This is a genomic window from Rhodoferax sp. GW822-FHT04A08 (assembly GCF_058801025.1).
In genome coordinates, this window is sequence record NZ_JBXAMW010000004.1 from 111,167 (window position 1) to 130,317 (window position 19,151).

Genomic DNA, 19,151 nt, shown 5'->3' on the forward strand with positions numbered 1-19,151 from the left:
TACCTTGAAAATTAGTCCGCAAACGCGTCGACGGGCAGGCCCGGCACCTCCACGCGCGTGGCAAACACGGCGCCTGACGCAGGGAACTGCACCAGCTCTGCTGCGCTTCTGCCATGCCCCGCGGAGGTGACATACAGCGTCTGCAGATCCTGTCCGCCAAAGCAGGGCATGGTGGGACATTGGGCCGGTGTTTCCAGTTCCTGCAGCAAGCTGCCGTCGGGGGCAAACTGACAGACGCGTCGGCCTTCGTACATGGCAACCCAGTAGTTGCCTTGTACGTCCACGGCTGCGCCGTCCGGGCGGCCCTGGTAACTGGTGTCTTCGAATGTCCAGCCCTGTGGCTTGGGTGCAAACTGCAGATGGGTGCGGTGCGCACTGAGCGCATTGATCTGCACGTCAAAGTCCCATGCATGCACCACGTGGCTGGGGGTATCGGCCCAGTACAGCACCTGGTTGGAGGGGCTCCAGGCCAGGCCGTTGGCCGTCAGCGCATCTCCGGCCTGGCGCGTGACCAGCGGTGCTCCAGAGCGGCAATCCAGTGAAAACAGTTCGGCAGCACGTCCCGCCTTGGGCTCGTCGATGGTGCCGATCCAGAATCGTCCCAGCGCATCGCATTTCCCGTCATTGGCTCGGATGCAGCTTGTGTCGTAGGGAAGTTGAACAATGCGCTCCAGCGACCCACCCCAGCTTCGGGCACGGTACACGCCGTCGCGCAGGGCGACCACCAGGCCACCCTTTGCAGCAGGCGCTATGCAACCGGGCTCGGACGGCATGTCCCACGCCTCTACGCCGCTCTGCGATGCGTGCATGCGCAGGAGCTTCTTCCCGCTGATGTCCACCCAGTACAGCCGCTGCTCCTGCGGATGCCAAAAGGGGGATTCGGCCAAGGCATACGTGTCGGTGCCTACGGTGCTCCAGATGGGCTTTTTCATACGACCTCCTCCACACGGATGCGCATGGTGGCGCGCATGGACTGACCGGGCTGCAGGACCTGCATGCCCAGCGCTTCAAGTGTTGCCACTCCTTGCTCCGCCAAGGACAACGCATTGTTGACGTGGCTGACGGGTTCAATGGCAATACTGTCCCGCGCAGGCGTGGTGTAGACCACCAGACGCGACAGGTTCGAGCTGACCTCTACACGCAACGGCCCTCTCTGAAGTTGCAGCGCTCCGGCCCATCCTTCAAAGCAGTGGTCCACCATCAGGTTGGCGCAATCCGTATCCAGACCGCTGTGGGCGAGCGCATGCGTAGGCAACATGTCAGCACCCATTTCCCAGCGACTGTTGCTGGAAAAGCGAACGTGGGTTTGTGCACTCTTGGCAAAGTAAGGGTGCCAGCCCAGCCCTGCCGGCGCGGCCTTTGCGGCGCGGTTGGTGATGCTGATGTGCATCTCCAGGGTATGGGCATCAAGCGTAAAGACCTGCTCCGCCTCAAAGGCAAATGGCCAGTAGTCATCGGCAACGTGGTGGTACGTCAAACGCGCCTGGCTGGCGCTCATCCGCTCCGCGTCCCAAGCCCGCATCCAGCCCACGCCATGGATGCAGTGGGACTCCTGTGGAAAGTTGGGCGCCAGCACATAGTCATGCCCATCCCAACGCAGTTGGCGATAGCCCACCCGGTTCGAATAGGGGACCAAGGGATAGCTCGCACCGTCCAAGCCTGATTGCATCTGCGCTGCCGGTTGGTGTCTAAGCACCTCATGTTCCCCAAACCACAGGCCGGCAAGACTGCCTCCCAATGCGGGAACAATTTCACAACGCATGGTCGAGGCGCGGAGGGTGACGGTTTCTGTCATCGGGATTCTCGTTGGGCAAGGGATGGCAGATTGTGCATTCCGCAAGCGCCCAAAAAGAAGCCCGGCGCAACTTCGGGGTTACCAAAGTTGCGCCGGGCGCATCCGCCAGCAAACTGGCGGCCAAGGAGAGACTCAGGGCTTAACGGCCGTAAGCAGACTCGCCGTGAGAAGTGACGTCCAGACCTTCGCGTTCGTCTTCTTCGCTGACACGCAGACCGATGGTCTTGTCAACAATGAAGTAAGACACGAAAGACACGACGCCGGACCAGACGATGGTGGTCAGCACAGCCTTGGTCTGGATCCAGACCTGGGCGCTGATGGAGTAGTCAGCAGCGGTGATGCCGGTTGCAGTAACCCAGTCGGCCACGTAGCCAGGGCCGCCCAGGGAGGGCGAGTTGAACACGCCAGTCAGAATCGCACCCAGGATACCGCAGACACCGTGCACGCCGAACACGTCCAGTGTGTCGTCAGCGCCCAGCAGCTTCTTCAGACCAGTCACGCCCCACAGGCCGGCGAAACCGGACAGCAGACCAATGATCAGTGCACCACCGATGCCCACGTTGCCGGCAGCAGGTGTGATGGCAACCAGACCCGCAACTGCACCAGATGCAGCACCCAGCATGGAAGCCTTGCCCTTGTGCAGTGCTTCACCCAGAGACCAAGTCAGCACGGCAGCGGCAGTAGCACCAAAGGTGTTGATGAAGGCCAGAGCGGCGAAACCGTTGGCTTCCAGAGCGGAGCCGGCATTGAAACCGAACCAACCCACCCACAGCAGGGAAGCACCCACCATGGTCAGTGTCAGGCTGTGAGGAGCCATGGATTCTTTGCCGTAACCGACGCGCTTGCCGATGAAGTAGGCACCCACCAGACCCGCCACAGCAGCGTTGATGTGCACAACGGTACCGCCAGCGAAGTCCAGAGCACCCCATTGCCACACCATACCGGCGCTGGCATTGACCTTGTCCACCACTTCCTTGCTGGTGTAGGCATCAGGACCTGCCCAGAACCACACCATGTGGGCGATGGGAGCGTAGGAGAAAGTGAACCACAGGACCATGAAGGCCAGCACGGCAGAGAACTTGATACGTTCGGCAAAGGAACCGACGATCAGGCAGCAGGTGATACCGGCGAAGGTTGCCTGGAAGGCCGCGTACACGATTTCGGGAATGTAGACGCCCTTGCTGAAGGTCGCTGCGTTCGCGAAGGTGCCAGCAGCGTTGTCCCAGATGCCCTTCATGAAGAGGCGATCCAGTCCACCGATGTAGGCGTTGCCTTCCGTGAATGCCAGGCTGTAGCCGTAGATGAACCACAGCACGACGATCAGCGAGAACGTCACCAGGACCTGCATCAGCACGGACAGCATGTTCTTGCTGCGCACCAGGCCGCCGTAGAACAGGGCCAGGCCGGGAACCGTCATCAGAATCACCAGCAGTGTGGAGACCATCATCCAGGAGGTGTCGCCCTTGTTGGGAACGGGAGCAGCCGGAGCCGAGGCGTCAGCGGCCGGTGCAGCTGCAGCGGCGGGAGCTTCAGCAGATGCTGCAGCAGCGGGAGCGGAAGCTTCAGCCTTGGCTTCGGCAGCGGCCGGAGCAGCAGTTTGAGCTGTGGCAAACGTGGCGGCCGTCAGCAGGCCCAACCCCAAGGCTAGGGATACAAGCAGTTTTTTCATGGTTCGTTCCTTTATTTATTTGTCAGAAGCGCCTTAGAGGGCCTCTTTACCTGTCTCACCGGTACGGATGCGCACGGCTTGCTCAACGTCATAGACAAAAATCTTGCCGTCGCCGATCTTTCCGGTGCGAGCCGCACCTTCGATGGCTTCAATGACTTGCTCCACCAGTGCGTCATCGATGGCGGCCTCAATCTTCACCTTGGGCAGGAAGTCCACGACATATTCAGCACCACGATAGAGCTCTGTGTGGCCTTTTTGCCGTCCGAAGCCCTTGACTTCGGTGACAGTAATGCCTTGCACACCAATACTCGACAAGGCTTCTCGCACCTCATCGAGCTTGAACGGTTTAATGATGGCCGTCACGAGTTTCATGTGTTCACCTCAGCTTGTTTACAGGGGTTGCAGACACCGGGCTGGATCAGCCGGCTTCTCCAAAAAAAGATCAGGAGATAACCCCACTAAGCAGAGTCCGTGCCAACCGCTCGGACCAATGCCCCCACTTTTTGTGTGCACCAAATGGCGCCTCATCCGTTGCAAACACTGTATAAATAATCAGAACGCACCATTTAGGTGCCAACACAAAAGCGCACCCAATGGATGCGCACTTCTTTGGGAATCTCGCAAATGAGCTTATGTTTGGTGCAAAGCCGCGCCCTGCTGGGACTGGAGGCGGCAAAGGTCACTGTAGAAGTGCATCTGGCCAATGGCCTGCCCAGCTTTACGCTGGTCGGCCTGGCGGATGTGGAAGTCAAGGAGGCGCGCGAACGGGTGCGCTGTGCCATCCAGAATGCCGGCCTGGAGTTCCCCTCCAACAAGCGCATCACCGTCAATCTGGCCCCGGCAGACTTGCCCAAGGATTCAGGAAGGCTGGATTTGCCCATCGCCTTGGGCATTCTGGCGGCCAGCGGACAGGTCGACGGGGCCCGGCTGTCCGGATACGAGTTTGCCGGCGAACTCTCTCTGTCCGGCGACTTGCGGCCCGTAAGAGGAGCGCTGGCCATGGCATTGACGCTGGTGGGGGACACTGGCGCCACCAAGCTGGTGTTGCCCCAAGATAGCGCCCAAGAAGCGGCGCTCGTGCCACAGGTGCAGGTGTATTGCGCCCGGCACCTGCTGGATGTGGTGCGTCAATTCGCGCCTGCCGGGCAAGAAGTAGAAGTTCCTCCGGGTCTCTGCACGGAGGACGGCTGGTTTCGTGTGGAGCCCATAGTGCAGTCTGCCAGCGCATCGCTCCCGGACCTGGCCGACGTCAAAGGGCACGCCAGTGCCAGGCGCGCGCTGGAGATTGCCGCCGCAGGGGGACATAGCGTGTTGCTGGTAGGTCCTCCGGGCTCGGGCAAGTCCATGTTGGCCCAGCGTTTTGCCGGGCTGTTGCCAGACATGACGCATGAAGAGGCCTTGCAAAGCGCGGCCATCCAGTCTCTGAGCGGGCGCTTTCGCATGGAGCAATGGGCCATGCGCCCTACCGGGACACCCCACCACACGGCCAGCGCGGTAGCCTTGGTCGGGGGTGGCTCGCCGCAACGACCCGGCGAAATTTCACTGGCGCACAACGGCGTTCTGTTTCTGGATGAGTTTCCGGAGTTCAACCGCACCGCCCTGGAGGCTCTGCGCGAACCCCTGGAAACCGGCACGATCACCATCTCCAGGGCGGCGCGGCGCGCCGAATTTCCTGCCCGTTTCCAGTTGATTGCCGCCATGAATCCTTGTCCCTGCGGACATTTTGGCAGCACGGCACAGCGCTGCCGCTGCGCACCGGACCAAATTGCGCGGTTGTTGTTTTTCAGAGTTCTTGAGTTTTGTTCACAGTTGACGATTTGGTTTTTTCGCAGTTACTGCTTATTTCCGTATGGGAAATTGTGCCCAAATGAGTGACGGTTGCCCCACACCTTTTGGAAGTCCTCAGACCTTGATCTTCGGTGGCGTCAGCTTCCCGGTCAGGATGTCGCGCTCAATCTCATGCAGCATCGCCTCGCGAAAGGCATCGATGGCCTTGCGTTCCGAGGCAACGACAGCCCGCTTTTCCAGAACGCCAGCCACGATGATTCGCTGCGCCTCAGGGTCGGGCACGGGGATCACCAAACCTTCAAGGAAGTCGGCGGGTGCACGCTGCTGCCCTGCTGACCCGGTGAAGTAGCGCACCGCAGCGAGCCGCACAGCTTGCAACCGCAAGAGAACCCATAGGTATTCAGGAAGCACCTGCTCTGGCTCGATGGCCCGGACCACATGGAACTCATGTCGAACCGAAGCTAACCCCGTTGCGCAAGCCCCTGGCCACGGCGCTCTTGAGTTAGAGCTGCTAGGCGGGCAAGCCCTTCATTTGTTTCAGACACCTGACCGATAGAGATCGTGCCGCCTTTTCGGTGGACGCGTATGTCAAATGTCTTGAGTGCCCGTGGATTGGCAGAGTTGGGAGTCATAGTTTTCAAATCGACCTTGAACATGGCACTTCCTTGGCGTGTAATGCACGTATGGTCATCGTCAAAATGGCAGAACGCCCCTGGCAACGCATTTACATCCAGCTACAGTTCCTGGCCAGGTCCATTCCCCGTCAACCAAGAGGCCTTTGGATAGATCATATTTCTTACCGTCCGCTGCGCGATGCGCCGAATCACGTCGGACTTCCTCTTCTGTTGGATGCTTCGGATTTACCATGCACGGTGCTTTGGAATACATCCAAACTTCCTGCGTGAAACCAAGCTGCATCCGCGAGATGCGCGAAGTCAATGCTTTTGCCCTTGTGCTCAATGCCCTAGCCACTTCGACAGCCCTAGGTTTTGACAAACCGCCACTATCCGATAGGGCAGATGTAAGGGTCTGCAGATCGCCCTTACTGGCGGCCAAGTACGCGGCGTCAAACGAATTCTCAAACCCTTGATGATCCAAATCACCAATCGTTTGAAGGCTGTTTTTGAAATCCAGTCTTAAGTCATCATGATCAGGCGATGACTCCTCAGTATCGGGCACTCCACCGAGAGGTTTGATAAGCTTCGATAGCCACTTCATACGAGTGATATTCCACTGAGTTTGCCCGCGACACCGGGAGCAAAGTCAAATTGTCCGACTGGGGTATGGAGCTTCATGTTTTCCTTGGAATTCTGTGAGTCAGTTCCGATTGTCTAACGCAGACACTTTGGCACGACCATCAAGTTCATTCCTGATCTGTTCTTCAATTAAGGATTTTGCTGCGCCTGCGGAACAACCAATCAGTTCGATGCTGCTGGAGAGGGCAAAACGTTCTCCAGCGTGATTAACTTCCGCTGCCCAAACCACAATTACAACGCTTGCAGGTTTCAAAGTCGCGTAGTCAACTGCATATTCGTATATGCCAAAATTGTTGGTGTACGCACCTGAGAATTGTTTGCCGCTGAAACGAAGGCGCTTGATCTCGCCCTCAGCCCGCAAGGCGCTGGCGGGGTCGCCCTCTATGATCGCAAACAGCCTTTGATGTTCAAGATCTTCCAAGAGAGTTTCGTGTGTTGTATCCAAAATCAAGTTAATGCTTGCCATTTCGATTTCCTCTATCAGTTGGCTTACTCATTCACAGCAAATAGTTGCGATCGTAGTGCCGACGAACAATCCAGTGTCCGAATGCAGCACCAACGGCCCCAAACACCGCTGCACCAAAAAGCGACTCCACTTCATCGAAAAAAAGTGGCAATAGAACAGTTTTGTTGAGAACAAAAAAAGAGCAACGCCAACGCAAAATCCAATGTTCCGAGCCCGCTTCGCATCCATCGCTCTCTCAACCACGAGGACCGCTCTGGAGTCAATTTTCTGCCCTACGAGATCGGCGCCACACTGTTGGCATTTCAACGCCATCTCTAAATTCGATTTATTACACTTTGGACAGAACACAATTTCCTACTGTTTGGTCGTCGCAGGCCATGTAACTCTGAGTGAGACAAACTCCGCACCATTTGCTTGATAAAGGATTCGCCCACCGTCCAGATGAACGACCAGTTCCAATCTGGTGAGTGCGCCTCTTGCGTCATTGCCCGCATGGAGGAACACGTTCGCATAACCTTCCGGTGGCAATAGAGCTGGTGGGTATGCCGTCCACTGTGTGGGTGCTTGGCTTTCAGAGAAAGCCGTGGCACTTCGTTCGACATCAAAATCGACCGGCTGCTTTGCCTGGCAAGCGGCTTTTATCCGCAGGTAAGTTTGCTGGTTGAAAATCATGGTTTCCTCGATCAGTTTGAAGCGTCCACTTGTTGCACATGCATTCGTGCAACTTCTGCCTCCATTGCCACCAACTTAGCAGCTGACTGGAGAGATTCGTTACGCAACCTAGCGACAGCAGTTGTGCCGGAACTCACAAGGCCGTACTGCACCTCTACATATTGGGCAAAGTCGGCAGGGATGTTTTCTCCACAGTACGCTAGCGCTTCACTTATTGAACTATGTTGCGTTGGCTCACTAACTTCCAAACCACCATGATGAGAAGTGTAGTGAACCGCTTGGGGTGCAGCGCTAATTGCTCGGGCTGCATCAGCGTTGTCTACTTTGTCAAAAATAACCATACGGGCACCGGCAATCACGGGCTCTTTTGAGCGCAACAAACGGGCGATCAAGTCAAACTCAGTTTTGGTCATGCAGCTTCACCTGGGTGTGACGGGGTGTTCATTCGAGTCATGTCAGCAACCTCGCACCCGCAGCTTTTGAGGCCTTTGCGTCAAAGGTCAGGAACGGCAGCGCATCACCCTTGCGAGCCAGCGACAGATGCAAATACTCCGCGTAGTCGGCATTACCGTCCTCGTAGCTGGATAGTGCTTGCTCTATCGCTCCCTCCGATTCAAATTCCAGCTCGAACGTGTCCAGCAATGTAGACATGGCGCGGATCACATCTGCTTTTGGAAATTTGTACCTTGAGCGCAGAACCCATTCCAGCTCCAGCATTACGGTGACAGGAACCCATAGGGATTCGGACCTGCGGATATGCTGCTCAAAGATTTTTGCGACAACCGACGACTGTCGATCATCGTCCTTGACGATATAACGCACCAGAATATTGGTGTCGAGCGATGCGGCGACGGTCACGGACGCATATCCTCAACGGCAACCCGCCTGCCCTTGGCTGGAGTGAGCAGGCCCTTCAAGTCTCGTACAGACTTGTTTTTAACCCGGACAAAAAGCCTGCCGTCAGCAAGCACATGCCACACCAAGCGCGTGCCAGGCACCCCCCCAATGGCCTGCCGGATGTCTGCCGGAACAGTAGTCTGCCCTTTTGCGGTGATCGTTGATTCAGTCACTTTACTTCCTTACGTTGCTGTAATTGTAAGGCATTCACTAATCGCCTGCAACGCATGAAAGTGCGTCTGCGAACATGGCTTGCCGGTTGCCGGCATAACGTCAGCCACGGTGATTCTGGAAATCTCTGTGACGCGCAGGCCGCAGTGGCGGCCCAGCATAAGCACCAGAACATCCCTGTCGGCGTAGCGACTGGTAGCGCGGGTGATCTTGATAAGCCGGTTGAATTGCCCTGCATTGCGCCGTAGGGCGCGCTTCTCTTCTGCCATGGTGTACCTCTGGAATTCGACTTAGGAAGCGAATTGCAGAGAGAGAAGTGTCGAGGCTCTTTTTCGATGATAAACGGCGCCAATGCTCAACATCAAGGAAAGTTGGATGCCTCAGTCAGTAGGAGTCGGCTGGGCTGGCTGACTAGCCATTCTTGAAGAGTTCGTCTACTTGAATCCTGAGTTGAATGCAGTATTAACATCGCGCTCTCTGGCAGCGGCGCCTACGAAGTGTGCAAAGCTGCGATTTGATCCGGTGCGAGGATGCCCGACGTCCCCCCATTTTCAGTAGCACTGGGCTTTGGAGTCCGGGGTTAATTTAACTGGTTTTTGAATCAATGTTTTTGCATAGGCGGTCGGCATCAGGCCACTCAGTGATTTCTTCGGTCTTTCCTCGTTGTATTCCCTGCGCCAAGATTCAACGACCACCCGGGCATGCTGCAGGCTGGTAATCCCAACCTACCAGTCAGCGATCCGAAGAAGCGTCAAACTCACGGCTTCAAGGCTGACATTGGTCAATGACTGCATTGGCCCCAAGCCGAAATCGACCCAGAGCAGTCCTTCGCAACCGCGATGTTGAGGCTAGAAAGCAGTCGCCCAACAGCTTAATCCCCCTTCATTGTTCGACATACCACCTCGAGCGACTCCTTGAATTCCTTTGGGCCATCAAAGAATGACGGGGCAGGCAGCGACTTTTCAAGCGCCTTTGTGAGCTCAGCCGTTACTTCGAAATCGAACGCGGGATCCTCTTGCTTCATTCTTGTTAGCTCTTCGACGATTCGAACGATGCCTTCGTCCGGGCTGCTAGGGCGACGGGACCGAGTCGTGTTCGTCCGACGGAGACTTATGACTTCTTGCTGGATATCGGTCAGCATTTCCATCATCACCTGCTCCCCGGAACCCACCTTTTGGTCCAATGCAGCCACTTTGAAGGTGCCGAAATTCTTCAGGAATGTCGAGTGATTGGTATCTGTCGCAGCCAACTTGTATGTCGCCAAAAGTTTGTCTGCCAATTGACGCTTGAAGGCAACAACTTTTGAAAACCGAAGATCCCTTGGATAAGGAATATGCTCAATGATACTCGTGTCGAATGCGTAATCCGTCTTGTCATCCTTGATGATGACAGTGGGCTTATCGAAAGCAAGCCGCATGCCCAGTTCGAACATCACATTTGGGTTTCGAGCACTTACGTCGCAAATGACGATGTCGGCGTTATAGACGCCTTGGACAATGCGTTTATGAATGACTCCAACGTCGTCCGAGTCGCTCACTAGTCGCGCTACGAATTTCGGACTATCAATGCAGTCGACAGCGTCTTGAATGATTGTCTTGACTTCGGTCCAATGATCAGCTCCTAGGCCATCGATCGCCGAGATCGGCATGATCAGTCCACAGGTGAGCGCCTTTTCTGGAACGCTTTTGTTTTCAGCTTCTGCCATATTTATCTCCCGTATTGCGATTTGTGGCTTCGGATTACCTAGCAGCGATTATTTATCAAAATTCGAATTTAGCCGCTCTGCAAGTCGACCTTGCGACTGACTGCTCTTGGCCCGAAGCTGTCGACCTGAAGATAAGTCCTCCGTTCCCCTTTCGTCGTCGCAAAGCTGACTGCGCTGATATAGGTGTTCAATCGGACGCTTTCCATACCTTGTTTATAGCGCGTCCTCGTGTTGCTCAATGGTCCCGTTATTGGCTCAGGTGGTGGGGTTCTCTATGTCTCCTCGTCTCGGTACTCGAATTCAGAAAGACTTGGTCGATTTCGCACATACGTGCAAAGATGTGTTTGTCGAGGAAGGAATCGAAGTGAATGAGCATGTGCCGATGGTATCGCCACCGGCTGCAATCCACCCCTGACGATTGGCCGACGCGTCGTCTAGTGCGTGATGCCTACGTAGGCCACTCGCAAAGGCGGCTTCAACCGCACTCTCAAACGCATCGAAATCATTCAGGTAATTCATTGTGAGCAGCAAAGGCTCACGTACAAGATTCTCTGGCCAATGCTGCTGCAAGATCGTTTCGATCCATGGCCAGTCCCATTGAAGCGAGTCGGTGGCGAGAATGACAGGTGATTCAAATACCCGTATCCAAGCCGCAAGCCGATCCTGCAGAGCGCACATGGCCATGGGCGCGGCACCACCTTCCAGTTTGGGAATCACCTCACCCAGGGCGAATTCTCCAACGTCTGTATGTTGCCATGTGTCCGTAAGTTCCGCATAGAAAGTATGCTCCCCGGATTCATCAACCAATCCAATGGAAATGAGCTTGGCATCTGCAGTCAGGCCCGTAAATTCGGTGTCGAAGAAGATGCGTCGCATTCTTAGGAGCCTGTGGATATGCCTTATCAAATACCACGTACTTTTAATTGCAATCGGGCCCATTCCTCAAAGAGATCGCGGCGCGTCCAGTAAATTCGTCCAGTTTGTGTATCGTGTGTTTCAATCCATTGCTTGGCTTCATCTCGGTGCGGCGCTTCAGTGCGCTCGGTCGCACGCATGTTCCGCGTTACTTCCTTCAGCAGTTCAGAGTCAGTCATTGAATTCTCCCGATGGGTTCCATGAAAGCCCTCCAGGCACGATAACGTCAGGCCACCAACACATATCGAGCTGATTAGGTCTTTGGCAAATAGCCAAACTTGCAGGGCTTCATCTTCCCTTCCAATACATCCTCCATGCCGACTCTGATCGGTCTGTCAAAGTCTTCCTGCATCAATCTCTCGTAGTCAGGACTTCCAAACTCCCCGCCAACAGGCACCATATCCAGCCAAGCCTGATCTTCTTGTGAACTTGATACAGTGGGACCGCATTCAGCCAATTGGCTTTTTAAAGATGGGCTCGCAAAGCCACGCCAATGCATTTTGTTGATCCACATCGGCCCATCTTTTAGCGCCTTCTTGTTCCGATACCAAAGACCGTCCTTAAAGTAATGTCGGGCATTGCACTCTTTACAGTCGTACCAACCCTCGCGCACTGGCGATTGTGATTTGACGTTGAACCAAGGTGTTAACTTAGGCATAAAAGTCACTGTAGCGCAAGTCTAGGCCTGCAGTCGACTGGTTGTGCACGTAGTAGCCCGTGAAGTATGAGTCGAGACAAACGTCGTCAGACTAATCTCTTAGGCTACTGACATTGGCAATGTATCGTGCAGCCATTGGCTCGGCAATTACGCGGCCAACTTTCGTTGTATCGCATACCAGCGCTGTTCCTATTGCATCGGCTTGGGGCAGACCAGGCTCGAACTCAATCCAGGGCAATTGAAGACAACAATCTAGTTCATTAACCCGTCCATGGCCTGCCTATGTCTAGTGAACTTCTGCCCTAGAAGGTATGCTGCTTTCTGGCGTCTCCAAAGGCTTTCGGTGGGCGAACAAGACAATAGGCCAATCAGTACCGGCACATGCTTAGATCGTCAGCATTTGCATGATGTCTGAGTACCTTGCAGTAGGAATTCCCAATATCTTTTGCAGCAAAAGTTAATTAAAAAATTAACAATACAGAAATTAGAAGACGTTTACTTTATTTGCTGATATTTGCAAACAGATAGTGTGATTTATAACTTGCATCACTTCTACATTGCCACTACTATTTACACGCGACAGGAGGTTCAATCCTCAAACCAACTTCAATTGCATTTGCCTACGAACTCTCAAAAATGAGCGTAAATCTAAGAGAAATGTTGCTGGCCACCTATGGTCCGATCATGGATTCGAAGGACATGTGCAAAGTGCTGCGCTACCCAAGCGTTGCGGCGCTATTGGCCGCAAAGGCGCGTGGGCGCGTTACGTTCAAATTGGCTGAATTGGAGGGGCGCCGGGGCTACTTTGGATTAACCGAGCAGATAGCGGCCTATATGGAGTCCGCTTTTAGCGGGCAAAGTAGCGAGGACTCCGGTACGTCAACAAGTAAGCAATCCTCGTTAGAGCTGAGCGAGCGATGACGCACTGCTCAAATAGTAACCATCGAGGTACTCACAGCATCTTAAAGACTGCAAGCTTTCTAGCGCGCTTACAGATAGCGCCCTCCACGTGCCCCAACACAAAAGGAAAGGCAAATATGAACAGCCCATAAAAAAACGCCGCGCTACCCAAGGGTAAGACGGCGTTTTCCAGACAGGATGGATATCCAGACTTAGCAATCACAGTATCCATCTTTGCGGTGAGCAAAGTCAAGCCCCCTCCTCGCCATTCAGCGAATTTTCTTCGCGATGGTCTTGCTTTGCCTAAAAAATGCAATGGAACTGTGTATGACCTCACCAATAGTCAAAAGGCTCGCGTACTTACTTGACCTAGACCCCAATTTGCGGCCACGCCGCATAGTCACTCGACAGGGCCGCCGCGTGCGTGGCAACTTCCCGTCAAGACGATTCTCTTGTGAGTTGCCTTGGGAGTCCCTTATTGAGCTTGCCTTAATTAACCGTTTGGAAGCATCTTGGCTGATCGCTGATGCAGCAACCCAGCCTATCACGATGCCTATTCCCTCTTTGCATGCGGACGGGCACCATTTTCGATTACACCCCGGACTTTGTGCTGGTGGATATGCAGGGATGCATGGCTTGCGGCGAATGCAAACCCCAATGGGAGGCCGACGAGCCGGATACCCTGGCCAAGCACGCTGCCATCAGGTTGCGGCTCGCACAAGTCGGTATTGAGTTTCTCGTAGCCACGGATTTTGACCTCGCGGATGAGGCCATTCGGCTCAATTCTCGGGACTTGGTCCGTGGGATCCGCATACCCATAACCGGGAGCGCGAAAGCTGAACTAAGCCGCCAAATATCGGCAATTCAACCGGCAACCTTTGGTGAGTTGACCGCCCTGGTCGGCAAAGACTATGCACTTGCGGCGTTGGCCCACGGCATGTCCTATTTCGATACCCATCAGCGCCTTACGGAAAGTACCGCGCTGCAACCTTTTCAGGAGCACTTTGATGCTGCAAATTTCCTTTTCCGCTAATCAACCGATTGTCCTATTCGGCCAGAAGTACGAAGTTCAAAGTATCGACAACAACAAGCAGCTAACGCTTCGTTCCGATACTGGCTCTACGCGCACACTGGAAATTGACACATTGCTGAAGCACTACACGGCAGGCAACCTCAAAGCGTCACGGCCCAGACCATGGCAGCTTGGACGAAAACCCACCGTCAGTCAGGTTACGCGGCGATTAGTCTCAGACATGAGCCCCAAAGCTCAATGTGCAGGCCAGGCCAGCTACGAGTACCTGAGGGCCCTTGCAGACAGTGGAATTCCACTGAAAGACGGCCAAGTACTCCAGGATCTGTTGAGCGAGGTTACGCAACGTATTGGAGGGCTGCGCAACCCCTCCCTCTCCAGTCTCAAACGCTGGCAAGCCAGGGCCTACCGGAGCGGGTTCGATGCTACGGCGGTCATGCCGCGCTTTGACTTACGCGGCGGGAGAAACAAATCGCGAATGCCGCAGGAAATAGTCAACATGATGAACGCCGTCATAGACAACATGTATCTCACTACTGAAGGTCACAGTGTGCTGGCCTCCTACGAGGAATTTGTTCGTCGACTTATGGAGATGTTCAACACCTCACCTACATTCAACAGAAGACGGATTCCGTCCTACAGCACATTTAGACGCGCCATTCTAATCAGAAACAAATTTGAAGTGGCCGCGTCTCGACATGGCGCAAAGGCTGCAGAGCGCATGTTCCGCAGCACGAACAGGTCGTCAGAGATCTATTCATTCAACGAATGTTGGGAGATTGACCATACTTCGCTGGATCTCCTAGTGATCGACCCCAAAACTCAATTGGTACTGGGACGCCCACGCGTAACAGCAGTAATTGAATACACAACCGGATCGCTGATGGGATTCGACATCGACTTCACCGGCACCTCTGCACAAGCAGTACTCAACTGCTTGAAGCATGCCATCACTCCTAAAACGTATTTAAAAGAACGTTTTCCCGAAGTGCAAGGCGAATGGCCGTGCCATGGCATTCCCATGGTTTTGAAAATGGACAACGGCGTTGAATTTCATTCAAATTCCCTCCGTGATGCTTGCTTTGAGCTTGGCATCGAGTTGCAGTACTGCCCCGTTTCACAGCCATGGTACAAGGGCCGAGTTGAGCGGTTCTTCAGAACAATGAATGAGAGCCTCTTGAACTCCTTGCCAGGTGCGACTGGTATTGACCTTCAGCGCAGGAAGGACGTTGAGGATGCCAATCTCCCAGTGCTCGATCTCGAAACTTTGCAACGCATATTGCACATCTGGATCGTCGACGTCTACATGACGATGCCCAAAGGTGGACGCATATGACCAGTGCAATTGACGCTTGGACAGAGCATTACGCCCTGGACAGGGTGCGACTTCCGGCGGACATCGATGAACTAGATGTCATCTGCTGCGAGTCCGCGACCAGAACCGTGTCTAACATCGGTATTGAGTTGGAAAACTGCATTTTCAACAATTCGACCTTGCAGCAGTTGCGTCGGCGCGTTGCCCCAGGCGGAGTGACCAAAGTCCAACTTCGATACAACACCAGCCGGATGGATCGCGTCTGGGTGCAAGATCCAGTAACGCTTCACCGGTTTGAAGTCTTGAATCAAGATCCAAACACCAAGGACTTAAGCGCCAAACAGGTCGCCGCAATTGAATCCGTCCGTCGCAAGTCTAACTCTGTGGGCACGGCAATAACTCGCGCGCAGGCTCGCAAACGAATTGAAGATATATATCGACCAATGTTGCAGGCAAAAACCATGTTGGAGCGTCGACGTGCGTTCAAGATTCTGGGATTGACCAGCACAGAAAGCGCTCCAGAAAAGCCGAAGAAACCAACCACAAAGGCGCGGGCAAAGGCGAAGGGAAAAAACAATGAACGGTCTAGTACTTTACAAGAATCCAATGTTGCCAGAGCAGCACCGCCGGTAAGTTCCCAAGGCGCATCTCCTCCGAAATTTAAAGTGGTACGGCAAGGATCAAAGCCTGACAAACCTGTGTTCTATGAGAAGGGGAACGCCAATGCCAACAAGAATTGAAATTCCAGATTTTCAGCACGCGTGGACCCGCATCCAGGAATGCCATGACAGTGGCAAGAGTAATACCGGACCGATGCATTTGCGCCTGCTCGGTCAGTCTGGACTCGGAAAGACTTTTCTCCTGAAGGAATATCGCGATGCTTTTCCCGCGACCCGAGACGCCGACGGTACTCACGTACCCGTCGCATTACTAACCATTCCTTCAGCGCCAACGGTGAAGGGAATCTATATTGCATTCCTAGAAAGTCTGGGTTTACACGGGGCCGTAGGCACCGTTGAAGCTCTTAGACACCGAGCGAGGGTTCTATGCAACGCCTGCAGAGTTGAACTCTTTCTGGTGGATGAACTCAACCACCTCGCTGATCGTGGACAAATCCGAACACGGGAAGTCGTTGGGGACGCGCTAAAGGAGATGCTGGAAACTTTGAAGACGCCAACCGTTTTTGCCGGCGCATCAAGGGCTCACGTCATTTTTGATAGCAACATGCAGCTGCGCTCTCGGGTCATGGCCTCGTTTACATTGCATCCATTCGACCTAAATGAGCGATTCGAGGACCTGCGTGGATTCATTTTCGCGTTGTCAGAGCTGGATCAATGCGAGGGTAACGCGAATTGGTTGTCTAGCCCAGAGATTGCATGTCGCATTTTTTTCGCGACCGATGGCATACATCGAGGGGTATCTCGTTTCGTAACGCAAGTTGGAGTCGCCATACACAAGGGCGAAGTTCCAGTTGATTTGGCACTTTTGGAACGGATATTCAGGGAGTACTTTTGGGAGAGTGCACCACCTACACTCAATCCATTCGGTAGTTCCTTCCCCATGCGTCGTTTGTGTGAACCGGGTGAGCCGTACTCACCCACGGCGTTGGATGGCGACAACCACTCTAAAGAAGCAAATGACGGCGTGATAAGGAATCGCGCATGACGAATGAACTCTATGCTTCTTATCCAACTGCTAAAAGCGTCCCGCTTTTCCCGGTTGTTCCAAAAACCATTACCGATAGTCCTGCTCCGCTCAACGAATCGCTGGGTTCATGGCTATTTCGGTTCTGCCGTTCCAATGGTTACAAAGACATTGACAGTACTTTCTCCAGGGCCTCCGGGAATATGACTCTCAGTACAGGTGCGTCGACAGATGCACTGTTCAAGTCAAGAAGAAATATTGAATTGATCGCGGCTGTAACAAATCTCCCGCTCCGACAAGTGGAGGAGCTCATGCTCAGTCAAGCTCTACTAGCATTCCAAGGTAAGCCGACCAATACAAAAGGTCAATGGATGTTGAGAACTGGAAAGACTGAAGTCATGAGGCCTTGGATGCGACATGTAGTATGCCCGCTGTGTGTCCTGAACTCCGTTGAGCCATTTTGGTTGCAATCCTGGCGGCTATCGACAACCACCGATTGCCAAATTCACCAAATCCTGCTATTGGAGACGTGTCCTCATTGCAAGGCGCATTTCGTCATACACGGCAAGCGAATTCAGCCGCTTGACCGCTGTGAATGCTGCAATCTTCACTTTAAGAATATGCCCATAGAGGCCTGCCAAGTCACCAATGCTGCGCCCGACTTTGCACGCCATGCCGGAAACAACCAACCAAGCATGCTACCCGTTGCTCAAGGCGAGGAAAATCAATGGTGGAGAGGTATCCGCCAAATACTAAGTCACATTGCGGATCCACATCGTGCAGGCTTGATAGCACAGAGAAGTCTTCCGAATGAATTCAAGCGGTTACTAATTGATATTAGCCTGAACACTAAGCAATGTTTCGACGAGTGGCCCATCCGCCATAGGCACAGTGCTCTGCGATTTATGGAGTGGTTGACGGCGAGTTGGCCGCACAATTTCGTAGATCTAATGGCATGTGAGGGAACAATGTATAAGCCAGCGCCGTACCTCGCGCTAACTGATCCGCCTTGGATTCGGGATGCGTTTGCGCAACTGGCCATACGTACGGGACCTATCTGTGCGCGCTACCGGAAGCGGCAGCGCCGACCGCTTTCAAGTTTGATTAGGTTTCTTTTCGCTCCAATATACAAACGAGTTCAAATAGTCGTACCGAGGGTTCGAAGGTCTCCGCTCAAACGTCACTGGTCACCAGACCACACTGTTCGCGTTTTCAAGGCGCTCGATGCACGGTTGCTGAGCATGTCAGGGACTGTGGAAATGAAGGCAAGATTCTTACGCGGTGCGACAGCCATCATGTTGGAGCGAGGTGCGACGGTCTTCTGTGTTGCTGACGGTGTGAGCGCCGCACAAAACGCTCAGATGGAATTTGCAATTCAAACTATGAAGGCGTGGACATCTCGGGTGCACCTTCTAGATGACGCGCAGGAAGTGAAAGACTCCCACCCGCGACAGCGGGTTGCCATGCGCTTGAACAATGGTCATCTCAACAAATGGCTGAATTGCGAATCGCTTCATGCACAGCTCCCCCTGTTCGGATGGACAGAACAGCACCCACGACGGCAGTCGTCAATAGTACATTGATGTTGCGCGCTACCACTTCAGGTGCATCGAATGAACCGACAGTGCCGTCAGACGCCGCCTTGGGGATTTCGTCACTCCTCATTCGTGTCGACCCAATAGGGTGCGAGGATTCAGCTCAGCGCGAATCGCTTGCATCATGGGTATGGCGACTGTCCCAGTCCAACGGCTTTATGGATGCAGCGGGTTTGTTTCGCAATAGTGGGCATCGGTTGCGGAGTTTTTCGAACATTGACTTTGGGTCGAATTCCCAGATTGCCGTCGCCATTCTCAGCAATCTGACGCTGTTGCCGCAACGACACCTGGCAAGCCTCACCCTCGCAGCAACTCTCCAATACCTTGGTGTAGAGGAAAGTCCAACGGGACATCCATGGGTTCTAAATTGCACTGCCTTAGCTGGAAAGCGCAAGGGTGCCCGCCACGCTATTTGTTCCGCCTGCATTGGTGAGGACGAAATTCCTTACTGGCGCCAATTTGGACGCATGGCAACAGCGGTTCGCTGCCCGGTGCACCACCACACACTGATTGACCATTGCCCAGTATGCAAGGAACCAATCGTCCTGACGCATCAGCGAATGGCGCCACTGAGCCGATGCGAGTCCTGTGGCACACCCTACGCTGAGCACAAATTCAGAAGCTGTCGCATTTCACGCTCCAAATGGATTGAAATGGCTCCGTTGAGTGTGCGAC

General features: G+C 54.1%; 23 protein-coding genes and 2 pseudogenes. 8 read left to right on the forward strand and 17 right to left on the reverse strand.

All coding sequences use genetic code 11. From position 1 onward, the window contains the following. Positions 1-11 precede the first annotated feature (11 nt). The 4 genes from AC1RMF_RS10125 to glnK form a co-directional block, all read right to left on the reverse strand. Positions 12-932, reverse strand: a complete 921-nt coding sequence (locus AC1RMF_RS10125) for an SMP-30/gluconolactonase/LRE family protein (protein ID WP_493141352.1) — start codon at positions 930-932, stop codon at positions 12-14. Further along, a complete protein-coding gene (locus tag AC1RMF_RS10130; protein WP_493141353.1) occupies positions 929-1,795 on the reverse strand; it encodes an aldose 1-epimerase in 867 nt (288 codons plus the stop codon). The genes AC1RMF_RS10125 and AC1RMF_RS10130 overlap by 4 nt, the downstream gene beginning before the upstream one ends. Positions 1,796-1,934: 139 nt before the next feature. Continuing rightward, positions 1,935-3,464, reverse strand: coding sequence for an ammonium transporter (locus tag AC1RMF_RS10135; protein ID WP_493141354.1), 1,530 nt, complete (start codon positions 3,462-3,464; stop codon positions 1,935-1,937). A 33-nt stretch (positions 3,465-3,497) separates the two neighbouring features. After that, positions 3,498-3,836 carry a P-II family nitrogen regulator gene (gene glnK, locus AC1RMF_RS10140; protein ID WP_342619769.1) on the reverse strand — a complete coding sequence of 113 codons (339 nt, stop codon included), beginning with the start codon at positions 3,834-3,836 and terminating at the stop codon, positions 3,498-3,500. Positions 3,837-4,088: 252 nt separating this feature from the next. On the opposite strand from glnK, the gene AC1RMF_RS10145 reads away from it, so the two are divergent. After that, on the forward strand, positions 4,089-5,339 hold the full coding sequence (locus tag AC1RMF_RS10145) for a YifB family Mg chelatase-like AAA ATPase (protein ID WP_493141355.1): 1,251 nt from the start codon (positions 4,089-4,091) through the stop codon (positions 5,337-5,339). A gap of 27 nt (positions 5,340-5,366) precedes the next feature. Here AC1RMF_RS10145 and AC1RMF_RS10150 read toward each other — a convergent pair whose 3' ends face one another. The 13 genes and pseudogenes from AC1RMF_RS10150 to AC1RMF_RS10210 all read right to left on the reverse strand — a co-directional run bounded on the left by AC1RMF_RS10150 (position 5,367) and on the right by AC1RMF_RS10210 (position 11,992). Further along, positions 5,367-5,690, reverse strand: coding sequence for a restriction endonuclease subunit S domain-containing protein (locus AC1RMF_RS10150; protein ID WP_493141356.1), 324 nt, complete (start codon positions 5,688-5,690; stop codon positions 5,367-5,369). A 255-nt stretch (positions 5,691-5,945) separates the two neighbouring features. Beyond that, the gene (locus AC1RMF_RS10155; protein ID WP_493141357.1) at positions 5,946-6,470 is read right to left on the reverse strand and encodes a hypothetical protein; all 525 of its coding nucleotides are present in this window, start codon (positions 6,468-6,470) and stop codon (positions 5,946-5,948) included. 99 nt (positions 6,471-6,569) lie between these two features. After that, positions 6,570-6,974, reverse strand: coding sequence for a hypothetical protein (locus AC1RMF_RS10160; RefSeq protein WP_493141358.1), 405 nt, complete (start codon positions 6,972-6,974; stop codon positions 6,570-6,572). Positions 6,975-7,328: 354 nt separating this feature from the next. Then, positions 7,329-7,646 (reverse strand): hypothetical protein, encoded by a 318-nt coding sequence (locus AC1RMF_RS10165; protein WP_493141359.1) that lies wholly within the window; start codon positions 7,644-7,646, stop codon positions 7,329-7,331. 11 nt (positions 7,647-7,657) lie between these two features. Next, positions 7,658-8,059 carry a hypothetical protein gene (locus AC1RMF_RS10170; protein ID WP_493141360.1) on the reverse strand — a complete coding sequence of 134 codons (402 nt, stop codon included), beginning with the start codon at positions 8,057-8,059 and terminating at the stop codon, positions 7,658-7,660. Between the two features lie 37 nt (positions 8,060-8,096). Continuing rightward, a complete protein-coding gene (locus AC1RMF_RS10175; RefSeq protein WP_493141361.1) occupies positions 8,097-8,504 on the reverse strand; it encodes a type II toxin-antitoxin system VapC family toxin in 408 nt (135 codons plus the stop codon). Continuing rightward, on the reverse strand, positions 8,501-8,716 hold the full coding sequence (locus AC1RMF_RS10180; RefSeq protein ID WP_493141362.1) for an AbrB/MazE/SpoVT family DNA-binding domain-containing protein: 216 nt from the start codon (positions 8,714-8,716) through the stop codon (positions 8,501-8,503). The genes AC1RMF_RS10175 and AC1RMF_RS10180 overlap by 4 nt, the downstream gene beginning before the upstream one ends. Positions 8,717-8,725: 9 nt before the next feature. Then, positions 8,726-8,983, reverse strand: a complete 258-nt coding sequence (locus tag AC1RMF_RS10185) for a hypothetical protein (protein ID WP_493141363.1) — start codon at positions 8,981-8,983, stop codon at positions 8,726-8,728. A gap of 282 nt (positions 8,984-9,265) precedes the next feature. Next, positions 9,266-9,430 (reverse strand): annotated as a pseudogene (locus AC1RMF_RS10190) (integrase core domain-containing protein); the annotation flags it as partial. Between the two features lie 155 nt (positions 9,431-9,585). Continuing rightward, positions 9,586-10,419 carry a hypothetical protein gene (locus tag AC1RMF_RS10195; protein ID WP_493141364.1) on the reverse strand — a complete coding sequence of 278 codons (834 nt, stop codon included), beginning with the start codon at positions 10,417-10,419 and terminating at the stop codon, positions 9,586-9,588. Between the two features lie 300 nt (positions 10,420-10,719). After that, on the reverse strand, positions 10,720-11,295 hold the full coding sequence (locus tag AC1RMF_RS10200) for a 3'-5' exonuclease family protein (RefSeq protein WP_493141365.1): 576 nt from the start codon (positions 11,293-11,295) through the stop codon (positions 10,720-10,722). 26 nt (positions 11,296-11,321) lie between these two features. Continuing rightward, entirely contained in the window at positions 11,322-11,513 is a 192-nt protein-coding gene (locus AC1RMF_RS10205) for a hypothetical protein (protein ID WP_493141366.1), read from the reverse strand. 74 nt (positions 11,514-11,587) lie between these two features. Then, on the reverse strand, positions 11,588-11,992 hold the full coding sequence (locus AC1RMF_RS10210; RefSeq protein WP_493141367.1) for a hypothetical protein: 405 nt from the start codon (positions 11,990-11,992) through the stop codon (positions 11,588-11,590). Positions 11,993-12,628: 636 nt separating this feature from the next. Here AC1RMF_RS10210 and AC1RMF_RS10215 point away from each other — a divergent pair. The 7 genes and pseudogenes from AC1RMF_RS10215 to AC1RMF_RS10245 all read left to right on the forward strand — a co-directional run. Next, complete coding sequence (locus AC1RMF_RS10215) at positions 12,629-12,913, forward strand: hypothetical protein (protein WP_493141368.1); 285 nt, start codon at positions 12,629-12,631, stop codon at positions 12,911-12,913. A 547-nt stretch (positions 12,914-13,460) separates the two neighbouring features. Then, the gene (locus AC1RMF_RS10220; protein WP_493141369.1) at positions 13,461-13,925 is read left to right on the forward strand and encodes a hypothetical protein; all 465 of its coding nucleotides are present in this window, start codon (positions 13,461-13,463) and stop codon (positions 13,923-13,925) included. Further along, positions 13,900-15,258: a TnsB C-terminal domain-containing protein gene (locus tag AC1RMF_RS10225; protein ID WP_493141370.1), complete on the forward strand. Its 1,359-nt coding sequence runs from the start codon at positions 13,900-13,902 to the stop codon at positions 15,256-15,258. The genes AC1RMF_RS10220 and AC1RMF_RS10225 overlap by 26 nt, the downstream gene beginning before the upstream one ends. After that, positions 15,255-15,977: a Mu transposase C-terminal domain-containing protein gene (locus AC1RMF_RS10230; protein WP_493141371.1), complete on the forward strand. Its 723-nt coding sequence runs from the start codon at positions 15,255-15,257 to the stop codon at positions 15,975-15,977. Before AC1RMF_RS10225 ends, AC1RMF_RS10230 begins: the two co-directional genes overlap by 4 nt. Further along, positions 15,961-16,902: a TniB family NTP-binding protein gene (locus AC1RMF_RS10235; protein ID WP_493141372.1), complete on the forward strand. Its 942-nt coding sequence runs from the start codon at positions 15,961-15,963 to the stop codon at positions 16,900-16,902. Before AC1RMF_RS10230 ends, AC1RMF_RS10235 begins: the two co-directional genes overlap by 17 nt. Then, positions 16,899-18,464, forward strand: coding sequence for a TniQ family protein (locus AC1RMF_RS10240; protein WP_493141373.1), 1,566 nt, complete (start codon positions 16,899-16,901; stop codon positions 18,462-18,464). The genes AC1RMF_RS10235 and AC1RMF_RS10240 overlap by 4 nt, the downstream gene beginning before the upstream one ends. Then, positions 18,464-18,973: pseudogene (locus tag AC1RMF_RS10245) on the forward strand (TniQ family protein); the annotation flags it as partial. The gene AC1RMF_RS10240 and the pseudogene AC1RMF_RS10245, both read left to right, overlap by 1 nt. Positions 18,974-19,151 lie beyond the last annotated feature (178 nt).